The sequence below is a fragment of the Psychrobacillus sp. FJAT-21963 genome, from assembly GCF_001420585.1.
Taxonomy (GTDB): Bacteria; Bacillota; Bacilli; order Bacillales_A; family Planococcaceae; genus Psychrobacillus.
This window is the reverse complement of sequence record NZ_LJIY01000023.1, coordinates 25,337-39,901: the sequence shown is the minus strand read 5'-3', so window position 1 is coordinate 39,901 and position 14,565 is coordinate 25,337. Positions and strand designations below refer to the sequence as shown.

Genomic DNA, 14,565 nt, shown 5'->3' with positions numbered 1-14,565 from the left:
TTTACTATAATTTTTATAGAGCTAGTACATCCTACAACGAGTTCGGAATTCTGTCAAGTATTTATTTCTCTATATTGTACCTTTATTTATCTTATTGAATGGATATTCTGCCGTAAAGTGTCAATCATGTTCAATGTTCATTATTTACCATAATAGAGGATTAATATTCTCCAACATTAAATTATTAAAACAAAAAAACGGATTCCTATATAGGAATCCGTTTTTGATTATAACTACACTTACTCCAACCACGCGACCGCTAATTATAAGTAACTTTATATGTAAAGGATGTTTTTTTCTGGACTGTTTCTAATGTTCAAGACCTGCAATGCCGAAGCCCCCAGGTCCAGAGTGAGTAGAAATCATAGCGCCTGCTTGAATCCATATTACATTTTCAAAACCTGATTGATTTGCGATTTCATTCATCCGCTGCTTGATACTTTCACTGAGTCCGATTGAGTATATAAAATAAAGTCGTTCTCTATCAATGTTATATTGATTTAAATAATCTCGCATGAGTTTTTCGGCAACTCCACTCATTTCCCCACGGTATTTTCTAATTGAAACAAGATTCCCTTCTATTAATTCAATACAAGGTTTTATTTTTAACAATGCCCCGCCGAGGTAAGCAATATTACTAACGCGTCCACCAGCTCTTAAAAATTCTAAGCTGCCGGGTACGAAGGCCAGTCTTGATTTAGGAACCTTTGATTTTATTTTTTCTATGAATTGTAAAGGTTCAATTGCAGGTTCTTTCTCTAGCATAGTAACCGCATCCATCACAATTGCAGTTAATCCACCAGTAACATTCAAAGCATCAATTAAGAAAAGATCTTCAAAATCTTCTGCCGCAATTAACGCATTTTGAAAGGAAGAAGATGCTTTTGATGTATAACCAATGTGAATAATGATGCTTTCAGGAAAATTTTCTCTAATTCTCGTAAAAAATTCTTGATATTCATGAACATTAGTGGCCGTTGTAGATGGTATCTTTTTTGTGCGATCATGAAAGTCATAAATTTCTTTTACGGATAGATCACCATCTAAATAGTCATGTCCATCCATGATGACATGCATCGGCACCACCTGAACATCATGTTTGTCTGCTAAATCTTTTGGTAAATCCGCTCCACTCTCTGTCGATAAAATAATCCTACTCAATTGTACATCCCCCTAATTAACACACTACGATTTACTCTAACTATACACTAAATGGGAAAATCATTCGTTAAATCTTCAGAAATTTTTAAACTTTGAAAGACTTCGATTTCATACAATGCTCCATTAGTATGAAGAGAACACACTCTTAGGGTACGCGTGAACTCTAGTGGGAAAATATCACACCAATAAAAAAATTCTAATTTCGTAATAGTTTTTACGAAATTAGAATCAAATTAAAAAGTATATTTACTGGTACTTGAACTGAATCCCGATGAATACCTCAACATTGATCTGAAGTACTCGGTGCATTCGAGATTGTACCCAAGAAGCTAGCAGCATAGTAAGGTCATGGCGTAAACAGTTTCCAATGCCCTTCGGATACAACTTCGACCTCTCCATCGATTACTTTGATAGCGGTTTGATCATCAATTGCATACGCCGGCCCTTGCATCCCATTGGCCCATCTCTCTGCAGCAGCCATCGTGTTTCCCGGCAGCATCTCGTGATCCAGGTGCGGAAACATAGCAAAGTCGACCAGACTCAGCGTTTCATCACCACCATTGGGTGGAGTCCAGCCAACGAAGTATTCCCCGATGTTAGGTGCCATCACCATGCTCCCAGCACTCATTCCCACATAGACTGCGTGCAGCGATGGCAAGAGGTTTGCCAGCCCGGATTCCCGCATCCAGTGGCACAGGTAGAGGGCATCGCCGCCCGCCACCAGCAGGACGTCCGTCTCCCGAACCAGCGGCACCCAGCGGTCTTCGTCGATGCTTGGCAGCGCTGTGAGCTCCAGCACGCCGACGGACTTCCAGCCCAGGTCGACCATGGGATTCTCGGAATTCCCGCTGATGAACTGCCAGGCATTGACGCCGGGGCCGACCCAGGGGTGTCCGTACATCGCGGTGGGAATGCACAAGGCGCTAGACTCGGCAATCGGTTTGTCCAGCATGTCAACCAACGCGTCATGTATGCTTTTGTTATTGATGCCTGCAGATGTAAGTAGAAATTTCATAACTCACTCACCTCCTCGTCTTTTTGTGCGTCTAACGTTTAATTCTTCAGACTTTTCAAATGTGGTTGCGGACGTCTATTGGGACAGCTTAGGCTGGTACAAGAGCCAAACTGACCCAATATTGTTGTTGATCTTATTAAGACCCTTTAACGTTAGGGTTTGCAGCTGCATGCTGCAACTTAGTGTTTACTTCAGGGTGTAGCATGAGTCAAGAAAATTCTAAATAGATTAGTAGTTTTCATAAGGCAAATGGGTCCCACTCGCGGGTTAATAAGTACCGATAACAATTAGTTTGATCAAACACAGCATGCATTTTCATTTGATAACTCCTATGAATGAAATAATTGGTAATTTCCATTTTCTAATTCTTAAAGTCATTAAATACTGAGCCATGATGTTTAGGAGCATTGACATAGAAACGTGAACTAGTGTGAGTGAAGCTTATGAACTCGGTTAAATATTGTCCAATCGTAATTGTTTTCACAATCACTCACCTTATGGTAATTATTCGATATTATTACGGAAAATCCTTCAAAAAAGTACCATTCCAGTTAGGAATGGTACCAATTGAAGAAGTTGTATAGAACTATAAGGAAGCAAATACTAAACTGATTACTTATCAATGTAGTGTTATGTCGCTAAATTCAAATAGAATAACGTAAAATAATTACCGTTTTCCCTTTTTGTGCAGTACGCTCAAAAATGGGGATTTTTGCGAAGGTTGAGGGGGTAAATCCTCCTTAATCATTTTTAAAACGCACTCCACATGTGTTGAGTGTATGTGGCAACACAAGGGTGCTGGTAGGTTTAGTACATTTTTTAGTACATTTTTTAAGACCTTTTTCTTTCAGAAAACAGACTTGATCAAACTAAAACAAAAGTAAGTAAAACGTAACCTTTTTGAAGGCAAGAACGCAAAGCCACGAATCAAACAATAACAAAGGTTGCCGGCAGCAAAGGAACTTAAAACTGAATAAAATAAGTACACATGAATTGATGGGATTCATTTTTTCTCTAACTTTTTGAGAGGTACATCATTTCACTGTCCCCATCCCATCAACCTTCTTTTTCAAAGTTATCAAGCAATGCACGCACTTCATCTGTTGATTTCGTGCTCATCAATTGATTTCTCAATTCACCAGCTCCACGGAATCCTTTGACATAAATTTTGAAAAAGCGATGAAGCCCTGTGATTGAACGTGGTAGAGCTTCCGCATATTGATCTTGAAGATCAAGCTGCAGTCTTAAAAGATCAAGGTACTCTTTACTGCTATGCTCTTTTGGCTCTTTTTCAAAAGCAAAAGGATTTTTAAAAATACCTCGCCCGATCATAACGCCATCAATACCATATTGTTCAGCAAGCTGCAGCCCAGTTTGACGGTCAGGAATGTCTCCATTGATTGTTAGTAGTGTATTTGGTGCGATACGGTCACGTAATTTTTTGATTTCCGGAATTAGCTCCCAATGCGCATCTACTTGGCTCATTTCCTTTCTTGTACGTAAATGTATAGAAAGGTTCGCAATATCCTGTTTTAAAATATGCGTTAGCCACTCCTCCCACTCATTTACATCGTTATAGCCAAGTCGTGTTTTCACGCTGACAGGCAGTCCGCCCGCTTTTGCTGCTTGAATAAGTTCTGCAGAAACGTCTGGACGCAGAATAAGTCCACTACCCTTCCCTCTCGATGCCACATTCGGTACAGGGCAGCCCATATTAATATCGATGCCTTTAAATCCTAGCTCTGCCATGCCAATACTCATTTGACGGAAATATTCGGGATTATCTCCCCAAATATGTGCCACCATTGGCTGTTCATCTTCTGTAAAAATCAAACGGCCACGCACACTTTTCATTCCTTCTGGATGACAATAGCTATCCGAGTTTGTAAACTCGGTGAAAAATACATCCGGTCTACCGGCTTCACTTACTACGTGACGAAAAACAACATCTGTCACATCTTCCATTGGTGCAAGTACAAAAAATGGTTTCGGTAAATCCTCCCAAAAATTTTCTGTCATATTTAAATTCAAATCCTCTCATTATGGGTACATAGTGTTTCAATTTCTTTAACACTTATGCCATGTGTAATAATTAATAGATTAAGTCCACCAGTACCTAATAGAGTTAGGTATATCTGTGGACATTCGAGTTAAAGGTATTAAATCATTTTTAAAGTATAACCTAGCTTTATTAATTTATCTTCACACAATGTCATTTTATACTTTTAACAAATTTTCTCCTACAATATTAGCTTGATTTATATGGTAAATGTAAAAGCAGATTATTTAGAAATACATTATCGTACTTCTAAACCATCTGCTTTTTATATTCATTTTAAATTAAACTAACTCTAACCAAGCAACCGCTTCACAGTGTGTTGTCTGTGGGAACATGTCTACCGGTTGAATTTCTTTTGTTTTATACCCACCATCTTCTAAAATTCTCAAATCACGGGCAAGCGTCGCTGGGTTACAAGATACATAAACGACTCTCTTCGGTCTCTGTTCAATTATCGTGTTGAGGAGTGCTTCGTCACAGCCTTTTCTAGGTGGATCGACTACTAATACGTCTGCAGTTTTACCTTCTTTGTACCATTTTGGAATGATTACTTCTGCAGGTCCTGCCTCGAAATATGTGTTAGTGAAGCCGTTCAACTCAGCATTTCTTTTAGCATCTTCAATTGCTTGTGGGACGATTTCTACCCCTAAAACTTGTTTTGCTTTTTGTGCTAGAAATAAAGAGATTGTTCCGATTCCACAATAAGCATCAATTACTGTTTCATCACCCGATAGCTGTGCATAGTCGAGCGCTTGTTTATAAAGAACTTCGGTTTGTTCAGGATTTACCTGATAAAAGGATCGTGCAGATATTTCAAAACGTACATTACCGATTAAATCTTCAATAACATGTTTACCCCAAAGAGTATTTGTTTCATCACCGAAAATAACGTTTGTATTACGTTTGTTTACGTTATGAACAATTGACGTAACATTCGGCTCCACCTTACGAATTAACTCAATGATTGCATCTTTTTTAGAGAGTTTTGGATGCCTCGTAACTAACACAACCATTACTTCCCCTGTTGCTCTACCTTTTCTAACAACAAGATGGCGTAACTGACCTTTCTTCGTATCTTCATTATATGGGATTAAATCCAATTGTAATGCGTTTTCTTTTACCTCACGCATTAATCGATCTGCTTCATCTGATTGAATTAAACAAGTATTCGTATCTGCAATACGGTGAGATTTCGATTGATAAAAACCGGAGAGTACTTGTCCATCTTCTAACGCAAAAGGTATTTGGGATTTATTGCGATATTCCCACGGCTTCTCCATACCTTTTACCGGAAGAACAGGAGCATCTATTTTCCCAATACGCTTCATGACATTTCGGACCATGTTTTCTTTCCATGCAAGCTGACCCTCATAGGATAAATGCTGTAATTGACAGCCACCACACTCGCCAAATACTGGACATGGTGCATCTACTCGAAAAGGAGATGTCTCTACGACATTGATTAATTTAGCGAAGCCGTAGTTTTTTAATGTTTTTAGCACATGAATTTCTGCCGTTTCGTTTGGCAAGCCACCCTGTATAAACAGTGGGTATCCATCGACTTTAGCAACTCCTGCTCCATCATGTGTTAAATCTTCTATATGAACTGTGAGACGATCATTTTTTGTTACTGGTGTATTCACTTTATTTCTCCGTTCTAGTTTTGATTGATTTATTATACCATCAGGAACAATGGTTTTCAGTACATAAGGTACTTTTCCAACTAAAGCTCCTGTTTTTCCAACTAATCAACGAATTTTTCCAACTAAATGCTTTGAATTTCCAACTAAAACCTCTATTTTTCCAACTAAGCCCTATCCCGCAAAAAAAGAACCTCTATGTGGAGGCTCTTTTGCATTATTTTACTTCCATTACTTGCTTGTTTACTATATATGCAAGTTCTGACCAAGAATTGATTTCAAAGGTTGGCTTAATGTCTGTTGCATTCTGCTTTCTCTTTGGATTAAACCAGCAAGTATCAATTCCAAAATTATTCCCACCTTGAATATCGGAAGTCAGCGAATCCCCAATCATCAAAACACTTGAAGGATCAGAAATTTGGAGTTTGTCTAATGTATATTCAAAAATTTCTTTTTGAGGCTTTTGAAAACCCGTTTCTTCTGAAGTAATAACAGCTTCAAATAAATCTTTTAGCGATGAACCACTAACCCTTGCATGCTGTGCATCTTTAAAACCATTTGTAAGTAACGCAAATCTACAGTCGGTTAAGCTCGCAAACATTTCCTCGACTCCGTCAATCATGTGAATTTCTTTCCCTAAACTTTCTATATACTTCTGACCAAAATCTGCTGGATCTATATCAAGCGTATGCTCTATAAATAAACGTTTAAATCTCTCCACTTTAAGTTCTGCAAGAGACGTACGACCATGCTCCAAGTCTTCCCATAATACTTTACTAATAGCTTTGTAACTTGAAAGATAATCATTTAACCCATTTGGGAATCCATATTCCTCAAACAAAAATTTAAATGCATTCTCTTCGGTCATCCCAAAGTCTAATAGCGTATCATCCAAGTCAAATAGTAATACATCGTATTTCATTTTATTTCCGCCCTTCATTTTATTGCTATTCTTATTTTAACATATTGAAAATTTTCTGCTCTCAAGAAAAGAACCCATCAATATGGGTTCTTTGGTTTTATCAATGGATTATTGGAGCAAATGGAAGCGACTCGCCTACTTTTGGGTTCTTCTACTTCTCGTCAGAGACTGCTCCATCTTTAGAAGCAGCCCAAAATGCTACAACAATTGCTCCAATCAGTACTATAAATGGTGCATAAAAAATAAGAAAGTCAGACATGTGAACTCCTCCTTATGCGTGATTGTCTTTTTTACCACGAACGTACTCTTTATTGAACAAGAATAGACGTAATAATAAATACAGAGATGGAATTAGCAGTGCAAGCCCTAATATGAATGCAATAATTAACGATATTGCCATGGCTTCATTCGTAAAACTATCATAAATCGTTAAGTATGGATATAACAAATAGGGACGATGTGCAAATCCATATGCAAAGAAGGCAATAAGAAATTGGCCTCCTAATAACCAAAATGCCATCCCGTAATTCTGTTTTTTGACTAATAACCAAACGGTTCCTATAAATAAAAGAAATGATAAACCGAATGCCCACCAAATTTCAAGCAAATTAGAATAGTGTTCTGGGTTATGTGTTCGTAGTTCTACCATAATCCCAAGCGCAGTTATAATAGTTGGAAATGCCCAAACTAGTGCATATTTACGCATTAATTTTGTTGCTTTCCGATCTCCTGCTTTGTTTGCATACCAAGTTAAGAAAACAGCTGATATATATAGAACTGCAGACAAACTAAGCACCACAATTGACCAAGTTAACGGACTCGTAAATAAAGCATAATAATCTAGCACTGGAGCATCGTTTACCATCGAGATAAATCCGCCTTCAGATATCGTCAGCACAATGGACAACGCTGCCGGAATAAATAATCCTGCCAACCCGTACATAAATGAGTATCCCTTATGTCCTCTAGAGCCATATGTCTCAAAAGCATAATACGATCCCCTAATCGCTAATAAAATGAGCGCAATACTTGCTGGTACTAGTAAAGTCGTTCCATAGTAAAATGCTGTTTTTGGAAAAAATCCAATGACCCCTACAAAGAAGAATACGAGAAACACATTTGTTACTTCCCAAACAGGTGATAAATAACGCTGAATAACATTCGTTAAAATATGCTGTCTTCCTGTTAATAAGCTATATGCATTAAAAAATCCAGCGCCAAAGTCAATGGAGGCTACAATCAAGTACCCAAATAAAAACGTCCATAATACCGTAATCCCGATGATTTCTAATGTCATGAAATATCACCGCCTCTTTCAGCATGTCGATCCTCTAGCTCTTGTTCCACTGGATTTTTTCTAAACATGCGAGTAAGAACTACAACACTTCCGATTCCAAGAACAATGTATAACCCCGCAAATAAAACTAACATCGTATCTACATGTGCACTTGTTGTAGCTGCATCTTCTACTCGCATGATTCCTCTTAGTATCCAAGGTTGTCTTCCTACTTCCGCTAACCACCAACCTGCTTCTATTGCAATTATCGATGCTGGTCCTCCTAAAACAATCAGCCAACGATAGAACCTCGAATCGACGAAAGTCAATTTTAGACGCTTTCCTAGCCAGTACAATCCTGATAGAGCGACCATTCCCATTCCTATCGTCACCATTAAGTCAAACAAATAATGAATATATAAAGGTGGTATTTCATCTTCTGGGAATTGGTCCAAACCGATTACTTCTGACGTCGGATTGCCATGTGCAAGAATACTTAAAGCAAAAGGGATTTTAATGGCATATTTCACTTCGCCGTCATCCATAACACCGTACAAGATTAAAGGAGCATTTTCTTCTGTTTCAAAATGCCATTCAGCCGCTGCTAGTTTTTCAGGTTGGTATTCAGCTAAATACTTTCCAGAAAAGTCACCGATAATGGCAGTAGCTATTGCAAAAATAAGTCCTACTTTCATCGTTAAATACAATGCTTTTTTATGATAAATATGATTTGAACCTTTTAGTAAACGGAAAGCTGCTATTGCTGCCAAAACAAAGGCAGCAGTCATATAAGCAGTTACGACCACATGCGCTACTTTTGTAGGCATCGCAGGGTTGAACATCGCTAAAAGTGGGCTAATATTCACTAACTCGCCGTCCACTACATCAAAACCCTGTGGTGCATTCATAAATGCATTTACAATTGTAATAAACACAGCGGAAGCAGATGCACCGATTGCAACAGGAATTAGTAACAATAAATGCTTCTTTTGATTCTCAAATCGGTCCCATGTGTATAAATAAATTCCGAGGAAAATCGCTTCAAAAAAGAAAGCAAAAGTCTCCATAAATAATGGAAGTGCAATAATATGACCTGCAAGCTCCATAAAGTTGGGCCAAAGTAAAGAAAGCTGCATGCCAATGGCTGTTCCAGTTACTACTCCAACTGCAACAGTAATGACAAACCCTCTAGCCCAACGTCTTGCCAGTAATATGTAATGTTCATCATTTTTCTTAATACCCACCCACTGGGCAATCATAATCATTAAAGGTACGCCTACACCAATGGTTGCATAAATAATATGAAAAGATAAGGTCAATTCGGTTAATACGCGACTAAAAAATACTGCTTCTTCATTTCCCATCTATTAAACCTCCTCAACTTCCAAATATTCTACCCATAATGGACAGCATCATAATCCCAGCAACAACAAAAGCTAGCCACATTAAATATTTTTCTTGTTTTTTATACATGCCTTCCACTCCTTCGATACAATACCATTCCCTCTCATAGTTAATTTATAACCTATTCCCGGTGAAATATAACTAAAGTGAATGAATAAAACCCAGCATGCTCTTAAAAGAGTGCTGGGTTTATTTTTAAGGTCTATCTTGTTCACGTATTTCATCAATTGGCACAAAAACCTCTACATGTCTATATAAGTTTTTAAAGGTCGCTGGAATAGTGCCACCATATTCCCCATCCAAATTAAGAAGTACTTTATCTTCAGATGTAACCGTTATATGGGTAGCTTTCTCTGAAATAACGAGTGGATCATTTAAATGCTCCCCACGAATTGCTAAAGTAGCAAGGCGAATAAACTCGGCCATATTACATTTCTTTAAAATTAGCAAAGTAAATTTTCCATCATTTATACTTGAATTTGGTGCGAGTTTTTCAAAGCCACCGACAGAATTGGTTAAGCCAACCAAGAACATCATTGCCTCATCTTCAAAAACTTCCCCATCATATTCAATCTTTACTTTTGTAGCATTAATGGAAGGTAGCATTTCTATCCCTTTTAAATAGTATGCAAGCTGGCCTAGCATCGTTTTTAGCTTACTTGGAACTTCATAGGTAAGCTCTGTAATCCTTCCACCGCCTGCAATATTGATAAAATAGCGACCATTTACTATTCCAACATCAACAGGAATCGTATCGCCTTTCACAATAATATCCACTGCTTTATGGATATCACGTGGAATATGTACTGCCCTCGCAAAATCGTTTGTAGTTCCCATCGGAATTAGTCCGATTTTAGGTCGATTTTCAAATTCACTCACTCCGGCAACTACTTCATTCAACGTTCCATCTCCACCAGCAGCAATAACTATATCAAAATCTCTTTGAACTGCATTCTTTGCTGCTTCTATAGCATCTCCTTCACCTGTCGTAGCATGACAAGACGTTTCGTACCCTGCAATTTCTAGAGCTTCCAGTACTTCAGGTAAGTGTTTTTTAAAGAGCTCACGACCAGAAGTTGGATTGTATATGATTCGTGCACGTTTCATACATATTTCCTTTCCACTTTACAATTTCTTCATGTCATATAGACACTAATTCTTAACAAAAGGTTCCCTTTAATTAACATTAAAAGAGCCGACTAATGCCGACTCCAACTACTTTTAATTGTGTTTATTTTTGTAGTGCTTGTAACCAGTTGCTACGAATATCTTCGTAAACAGCTAAATGGAAGTCTTTGTTCTCCACAAATTCCTTTGTCATTTGCTCAAAGAAAGCTTTTTGAATCTCTTCAAAAGTTGGATCTTCTTTTGGTGGGAACTTGTCTCTGTTTTCTGTTACAAATTGCTGAACTTTTTCAGCACGAGGTCCCCATTTAGATATTACCTCTCCATTTTCATTTAACAATAAATAAACGGGAATAGAACGACCACCGTTCGTTAAATAATGATCAATTAAATCTAGGTTTTCATCGCGATAGACAGCTCGTACCTCAATATCAGCAGCTTCCGCAATTCTACGCAAAATCGCATTATTCATCATAGCATCCCCACACCAGTCTTCTGTAATAACAAGTATATGTGGATTTTTTTCATTTAAAACGCTAATAAATTCATCATCCGCAGGGACTTCAAATTTTTCATAAATACTAAATGATTCCTCTTTTTTCGTCGTCATATCATCCATATATTGTGTAAGTGGTTTAGCTTCCTCGAAATATTGTTGTTCTGTAGGCATTTGAGAAACCCCCTTTTAATTTTAGTATACTTCGTTCAGTCGGCTAATTCAAATTAGTTGGTTTGTTGTGATAATCGGGTGGTTCTATTCAATATTCGGATGGTTTTTCCTTGTTATCGGTTGGTTCCTCTTAATAATCGGATGGCCCACGAATATTCGGATGGTTTCTCCTTATTATCGGTTGGCTCTCTTCAATAATCGGTCGGCTTACTCTATTAATCGGTTGGTTCTCTTCTATAATCGGATGGCTTATTCTATTAACCCAAAAATAATCGGATGGTCTACCTCGTTTATCTATCTGTTGGTCTATTCTCTTTATAAGATGGCTCTCCTAAAAAAAAGACCGACTCAAAATGTTCATTTTGAGTCGGTCATTATCATTTAACGTTTCACAATTTCTTCTTGTAAGATTTTATTTACAAGTGGTGGGTTTGCTTGTCCTTTTGTTGCTTTCATGATTTGTCCAACAAGGAAGCCGATTGCACGGTCTTTACCGTTTTTAAAGTCTTCAATCGATTGTGGGTTGGCATCAAGTGTTGAAATAACAATTTCACGAAGTGCGCCTTCGTCTGAAATTTGTACTAAGCCTTTAGCTTTTACAACTTCTTCTGCTTCTCCGCCGTTATCCGCAAGCTCTTTAAATACTTTTTTCGCAATTTTAGAAGAAATGGTACCATCGGAAATTAACTTAATCATTCCTGCAAGATTTGCTGGAGTTAATTTAGTATCTTTCAATTCTTTTTGGTCTGCATTTAAGTAAGCAGAAACTTCACCCATTAACCAGTTGGAAGCAAGCTTTGAGTCTGCTCCAAGGGCAATAGTTTCTTCAAAGAAGTCGGACATTTCTTTTGTTAATGTTAGAACCATTGCATCGTAAGCAGGCAATCCTAGTTCTTCGATATAACGTTTTTTACGAGCGTCCGGAAGTTCTGGGATTTCTGAACGTACACGTTCTAACCAAGCATCATCAATTACGATGTCTACTAAATCTGGCTCAGGGAAATAACGATAATCGTCAGTACCTTCTTTAACACGCATAAGAATGGTTTTACCCGTTTTTTCATCATAACGACGAGTTTCTTGCTCAATTACTCCACCTGAAGTAAGTACTTGTGCTTGACGTAGTTCTTCATGCTCTAGCCCTTTGCGTACGAAGTTGAAAGAGTTTAAGTTTTTCAACTCTGTTTTTGTACCAAATTTCTCTTGTCCATATGGACGTATAGAAATGTTAGCGTCACAACGTAAAGATCCTTCTTCCATTTTACAATCAGATACACCTGTATATTGGATAATAGACTTTACTTTTTCCAAGTAAGCATATGCCTCTTCAGGTGTACGAATATCTGGCTCAGATACGATTTCTACAAGAGGAGTCCCTTGACGATTGAAGTCAACTAAAGAGTAGCCATCCGCATGTGACAATTTCCCAGCATCTTCTTCCATATGAAGACGAGTAATTCCAATACGTTTTGTCTCTCCGTTTACTTCAATTTCAACCCATCCGTTTTTACCAATAGGCTTATCAAATTGTGAAATTTGGTACGCTTTCGGATTGTCTGGATAGAAATAGTTTTTACGGTCAAACTTTGTGTTTTGTTCGATTTCCATGTTTAATGCAAGAGCTGCTCGCATTGCATAATCGACTACGTTTTTATTTAATACTGGTAGTACTCCTGGATACCCAAGATCGACCACTGTTGTATTTGTATTTGGTTCTGCACCAAAGTGATTAGGTGCCGCTGAGAAGATTTTTGAGTTAGTTTTCAACTCTACGTGTACTTCTAATCCAATAACTGTTTCAAAGTTCATGTTATTTTCCCTCCCAAATTTGAGGAGTTTGTTTATGGAAATCAGTCGCTTGCTCGTAAGCATGAGCTACGCGATAAATTGTCGACTCATCAAAGTAATTACCGATAATTTGTAAGCCAAGTGGTAGACCATTTTCAAATCCACATGGGATAGAAATAGCAGGTACACCTGCAAGGTTAATCGGAATAGTTAAGATATCATTTGCATACATCGTTAATGGATCTTCAACCTTCTCTCCAATTTTAAAAGCAGCTGTTGGAGCAGTAGGTCCGATAATAACATCATAATCTGCTAACACTTTATCGTAATCTTCTTTGATTAATGTACGAACTTGTTGCGCTTTTTTGTAATAAGCATCGTAAGTTCCTGCGCTTAACGAATAAGTTCCAAGCATTATACGACGTTTTACTTCATCCCCAAATCCTTGAGCTCTAGTTTCTTTGTAAAGATCCATTAAGTTTTGTACATTCTCTGCACGGAAACCATAACGAATACCATCAAAACGAGAAAGGTTAGATGATGCTTCTGATGAAGAAAGAATATAGTATGTTGCTAAAGCGTATTTAGAATGCGGCAATGATACCTCTTCCCAAGTCGCGCCAAGAGATTCGAGTACTTTCAATGCATCTAGAACGGATTGACGAGCTGCTTCTCCAACGCCTTCTCCTAAATATTCTTTCGGAACAGCAATACGAAGACCTTTAATATCACCTGTTAATGCTGCAGCAAAATTTGGTACTTCAACGTCCGCAGAAGTAGAATCATTAGAATCAATCCCTGAAATCGCCTCTAGAAGAAGTGCGTTATCTTCCACATTTCGAGTGATTGGTCCAATTTGGTCTAGAGAAGATGCGAATGCAACTAATCCAAATCGAGATACACGACCATATGTTGGTTTCATCCCAACAACACCACAATAAGCGGCTGGTTGACGAATAGAACCACCTGTGTCAGAACCTAATGAGAAAGGAACTTCTCCTGCTGCGACTGCTGCTGCAGATGCACCTGAAGAACCACCAGGAACACGGTCCAATGCCCATGGGTTTTTCGTTGTTTTATATGCAGAGTTTTCATTTGAAGAACCCATTGCAAATTCATCCATATTTAACTTTCCGATTGTAACCATTCCTGCTGCACGTAGTTTTTTCACAACAGTTGCATCGTAAATAGGATTAAATCCTTGAAGGATTTTACTTGCGCAAGTTGTTTCTAATCCTTCCGTTACGATATTGTCTTTTACTCCGATAGGTAAACCAAATAATGGTCCACGTTCTTCGAAAGGAATTTGGTCTAATTCTGTAGCTTTTGCTAATGCTTTTTCTTCATCTAATGCTAGGAAAGCTTCTACACTTCCATCTAACTTTGCAACTCTTTCATAAGCTTCTTTAGTTAGATCATTGATCGTGATTTCTTTGTTATGTAATAGAGCTTGTAGTTCTTTCGATGAACGTTCAAATAACGTCATTAGTTTCCCTCCTCACACT

13 protein-coding genes are annotated in these 14,565 nt (G+C 38.0%); 1 reads left to right on the top strand and 12 read right to left on the bottom strand.

Features of this window, described 5'->3' with window-relative positions:
- Nucleotides 1-309: 309 nt before the first annotated feature.
- Together AN959_RS20255 and AN959_RS20250 are read right to left on the bottom strand one after the other, a co-directional pair.
- On the bottom strand, nt 310-1,161 hold the full coding sequence (locus AN959_RS20255) for a DegV family protein (RefSeq protein ID WP_056833425.1): 852 nt from the start codon (nt 1,159-1,161) through the stop codon (nt 310-312).
- Nucleotides 1,162-1,507: 346 nt separating this feature from the next.
- On the bottom strand, nt 1,508-2,176 hold the full coding sequence (locus AN959_RS20250) for a Type 1 glutamine amidotransferase-like domain-containing protein (RefSeq protein ID WP_056833423.1): 669 nt from the start codon (nt 2,174-2,176) through the stop codon (nt 1,508-1,510).
- A 443-nt stretch (nt 2,177-2,619) separates the two neighbouring features.
- On the opposite strand from AN959_RS20250, the gene AN959_RS21180 reads away from it, so the two are divergent.
- Nucleotides 2,620-2,760: a hypothetical protein gene (locus tag AN959_RS21180; RefSeq protein ID WP_156350837.1), complete on the top strand. Its 141-nt coding sequence runs from the start codon at nt 2,620-2,622 to the stop codon at nt 2,758-2,760.
- A gap of 472 nt (nt 2,761-3,232) precedes the next feature.
- On the opposite strand, the gene AN959_RS20245 is transcribed toward AN959_RS21180, so the two are convergent.
- From AN959_RS20245 to gatA, 10 genes are all read right to left on the bottom strand, one after another.
- Complete coding sequence (locus tag AN959_RS20245) at nt 3,233-4,195, bottom strand: tRNA-dihydrouridine synthase (protein ID WP_056833421.1); 963 nt, start codon at nt 4,193-4,195, stop codon at nt 3,233-3,235.
- 321 nt (nt 4,196-4,516) lie between these two features.
- Nucleotides 4,517-5,878 (bottom strand): 23S rRNA (uracil(1939)-C(5))-methyltransferase RlmD, encoded by a 1,362-nt coding sequence (rlmD, locus tag AN959_RS20240; RefSeq protein WP_056833419.1) that lies wholly within the window; start codon nt 5,876-5,878, stop codon nt 4,517-4,519.
- 214 nt (nt 5,879-6,092) lie between these two features.
- On the bottom strand, nt 6,093-6,797 hold the full coding sequence (locus AN959_RS20235) for a YjjG family noncanonical pyrimidine nucleotidase (RefSeq protein WP_056833417.1): 705 nt from the start codon (nt 6,795-6,797) through the stop codon (nt 6,093-6,095).
- A gap of 151 nt (nt 6,798-6,948) precedes the next feature.
- Entirely contained in the window at nt 6,949-7,056 is a 108-nt protein-coding gene (locus tag AN959_RS22080; RefSeq protein ID WP_371256596.1) for a hypothetical protein, read from the bottom strand.
- A gap of 12 nt (nt 7,057-7,068) precedes the next feature.
- Nucleotides 7,069-8,094, bottom strand: a complete 1,026-nt coding sequence (locus AN959_RS20230; protein WP_056833415.1) for a cytochrome d ubiquinol oxidase subunit II — start codon at nt 8,092-8,094, stop codon at nt 7,069-7,071.
- Nucleotides 8,091-9,437, bottom strand: coding sequence for a cytochrome ubiquinol oxidase subunit I (locus AN959_RS20225; RefSeq protein WP_056833413.1), 1,347 nt, complete (start codon nt 9,435-9,437; stop codon nt 8,091-8,093). Before AN959_RS20225 ends, AN959_RS20230 begins: the two co-directional genes overlap by 4 nt.
- A 235-nt stretch (nt 9,438-9,672) precedes the next feature.
- Nucleotides 9,673-10,584, bottom strand: a complete 912-nt coding sequence (locus AN959_RS20220; RefSeq protein WP_053591912.1) for a diacylglycerol kinase — start codon at nt 10,582-10,584, stop codon at nt 9,673-9,675.
- Between the two features lie 124 nt (nt 10,585-10,708).
- Nucleotides 10,709-11,272, bottom strand: a complete 564-nt coding sequence (locus AN959_RS20215; RefSeq protein ID WP_056833412.1) for a thioredoxin family protein — start codon at nt 11,270-11,272, stop codon at nt 10,709-10,711.
- 381 nt (nt 11,273-11,653) lie between these two features.
- Entirely contained in the window at nt 11,654-13,081 is a 1,428-nt protein-coding gene (gene gatB / locus AN959_RS20210) for an Asp-tRNA(Asn)/Glu-tRNA(Gln) amidotransferase subunit GatB (RefSeq protein WP_056833411.1), read from the bottom strand.
- Nucleotide 13,082: 1 nt separating this feature from the next.
- Nucleotides 13,083-14,546, bottom strand: coding sequence for an Asp-tRNA(Asn)/Glu-tRNA(Gln) amidotransferase subunit GatA (gene gatA, locus AN959_RS20205; protein ID WP_056833409.1), 1,464 nt, complete (start codon nt 14,544-14,546; stop codon nt 13,083-13,085).
- Between the last annotated feature and the right edge of the window lie 19 nt (nt 14,547-14,565).

What these genes read in the sequence shown, in the direction of transcription:
- AN959_RS21180 (WP_156350837.1), top strand. Translation starts at nt 2,620, where the DNA reads ATGAACTCGGTTAAATATTGTCCAATCGTAATTGTTTTCACAATCACT.
- AN959_RS20250 (WP_056833423.1), bottom strand. Translation starts at nt 2,176, where the DNA reads ATGAAATTTCTACTTACATCTGCAGGCATCAATAACAAAAGCATACAT.
- AN959_RS20220 (WP_053591912.1), bottom strand. Translation starts at nt 10,584, where the DNA reads ATGAAACGTGCACGAATCATATACAATCCAACTTCTGGTCGTGAGCTC.
- AN959_RS20230 (WP_056833415.1), bottom strand. Translation starts at nt 8,094, where the DNA reads ATGACATTAGAAATCATCGGGATTACGGTATTATGGACGTTTTTATTT.
- AN959_RS20245 (WP_056833421.1), bottom strand. Translation starts at nt 4,195, where the DNA reads ATGACAGAAAATTTTTGGGAGGATTTACCGAAACCATTTTTTGTACTT.
- AN959_RS20235 (WP_056833417.1), bottom strand. Translation starts at nt 6,797, where the DNA reads ATGAAATACGATGTATTACTATTTGACTTGGATGATACGCTATTAGAC.
- gatB (WP_056833411.1), bottom strand. Translation starts at nt 13,081, where the DNA reads ATGAACTTTGAAACAGTTATTGGATTAGAAGTACACGTAGAGTTGAAA.
- AN959_RS22080 (WP_371256596.1), bottom strand. Translation starts at nt 7,056, where the DNA reads ATGTCTGACTTTCTTATTTTTTATGCACCATTTATAGTACTGATTGGA.
- AN959_RS20225 (WP_056833413.1), bottom strand. Translation starts at nt 9,437, where the DNA reads ATGGGAAATGAAGAAGCAGTATTTTTTAGTCGCGTATTAACCGAATTG.
- AN959_RS20215 (WP_056833412.1), bottom strand. Translation starts at nt 11,272, where the DNA reads ATGCCTACAGAACAACAATATTTCGAGGAAGCTAAACCACTTACACAA.
- gatA (WP_056833409.1), bottom strand. Translation starts at nt 14,546, where the DNA reads ATGACGTTATTTGAACGTTCATCGAAAGAACTACAAGCTCTATTACAT.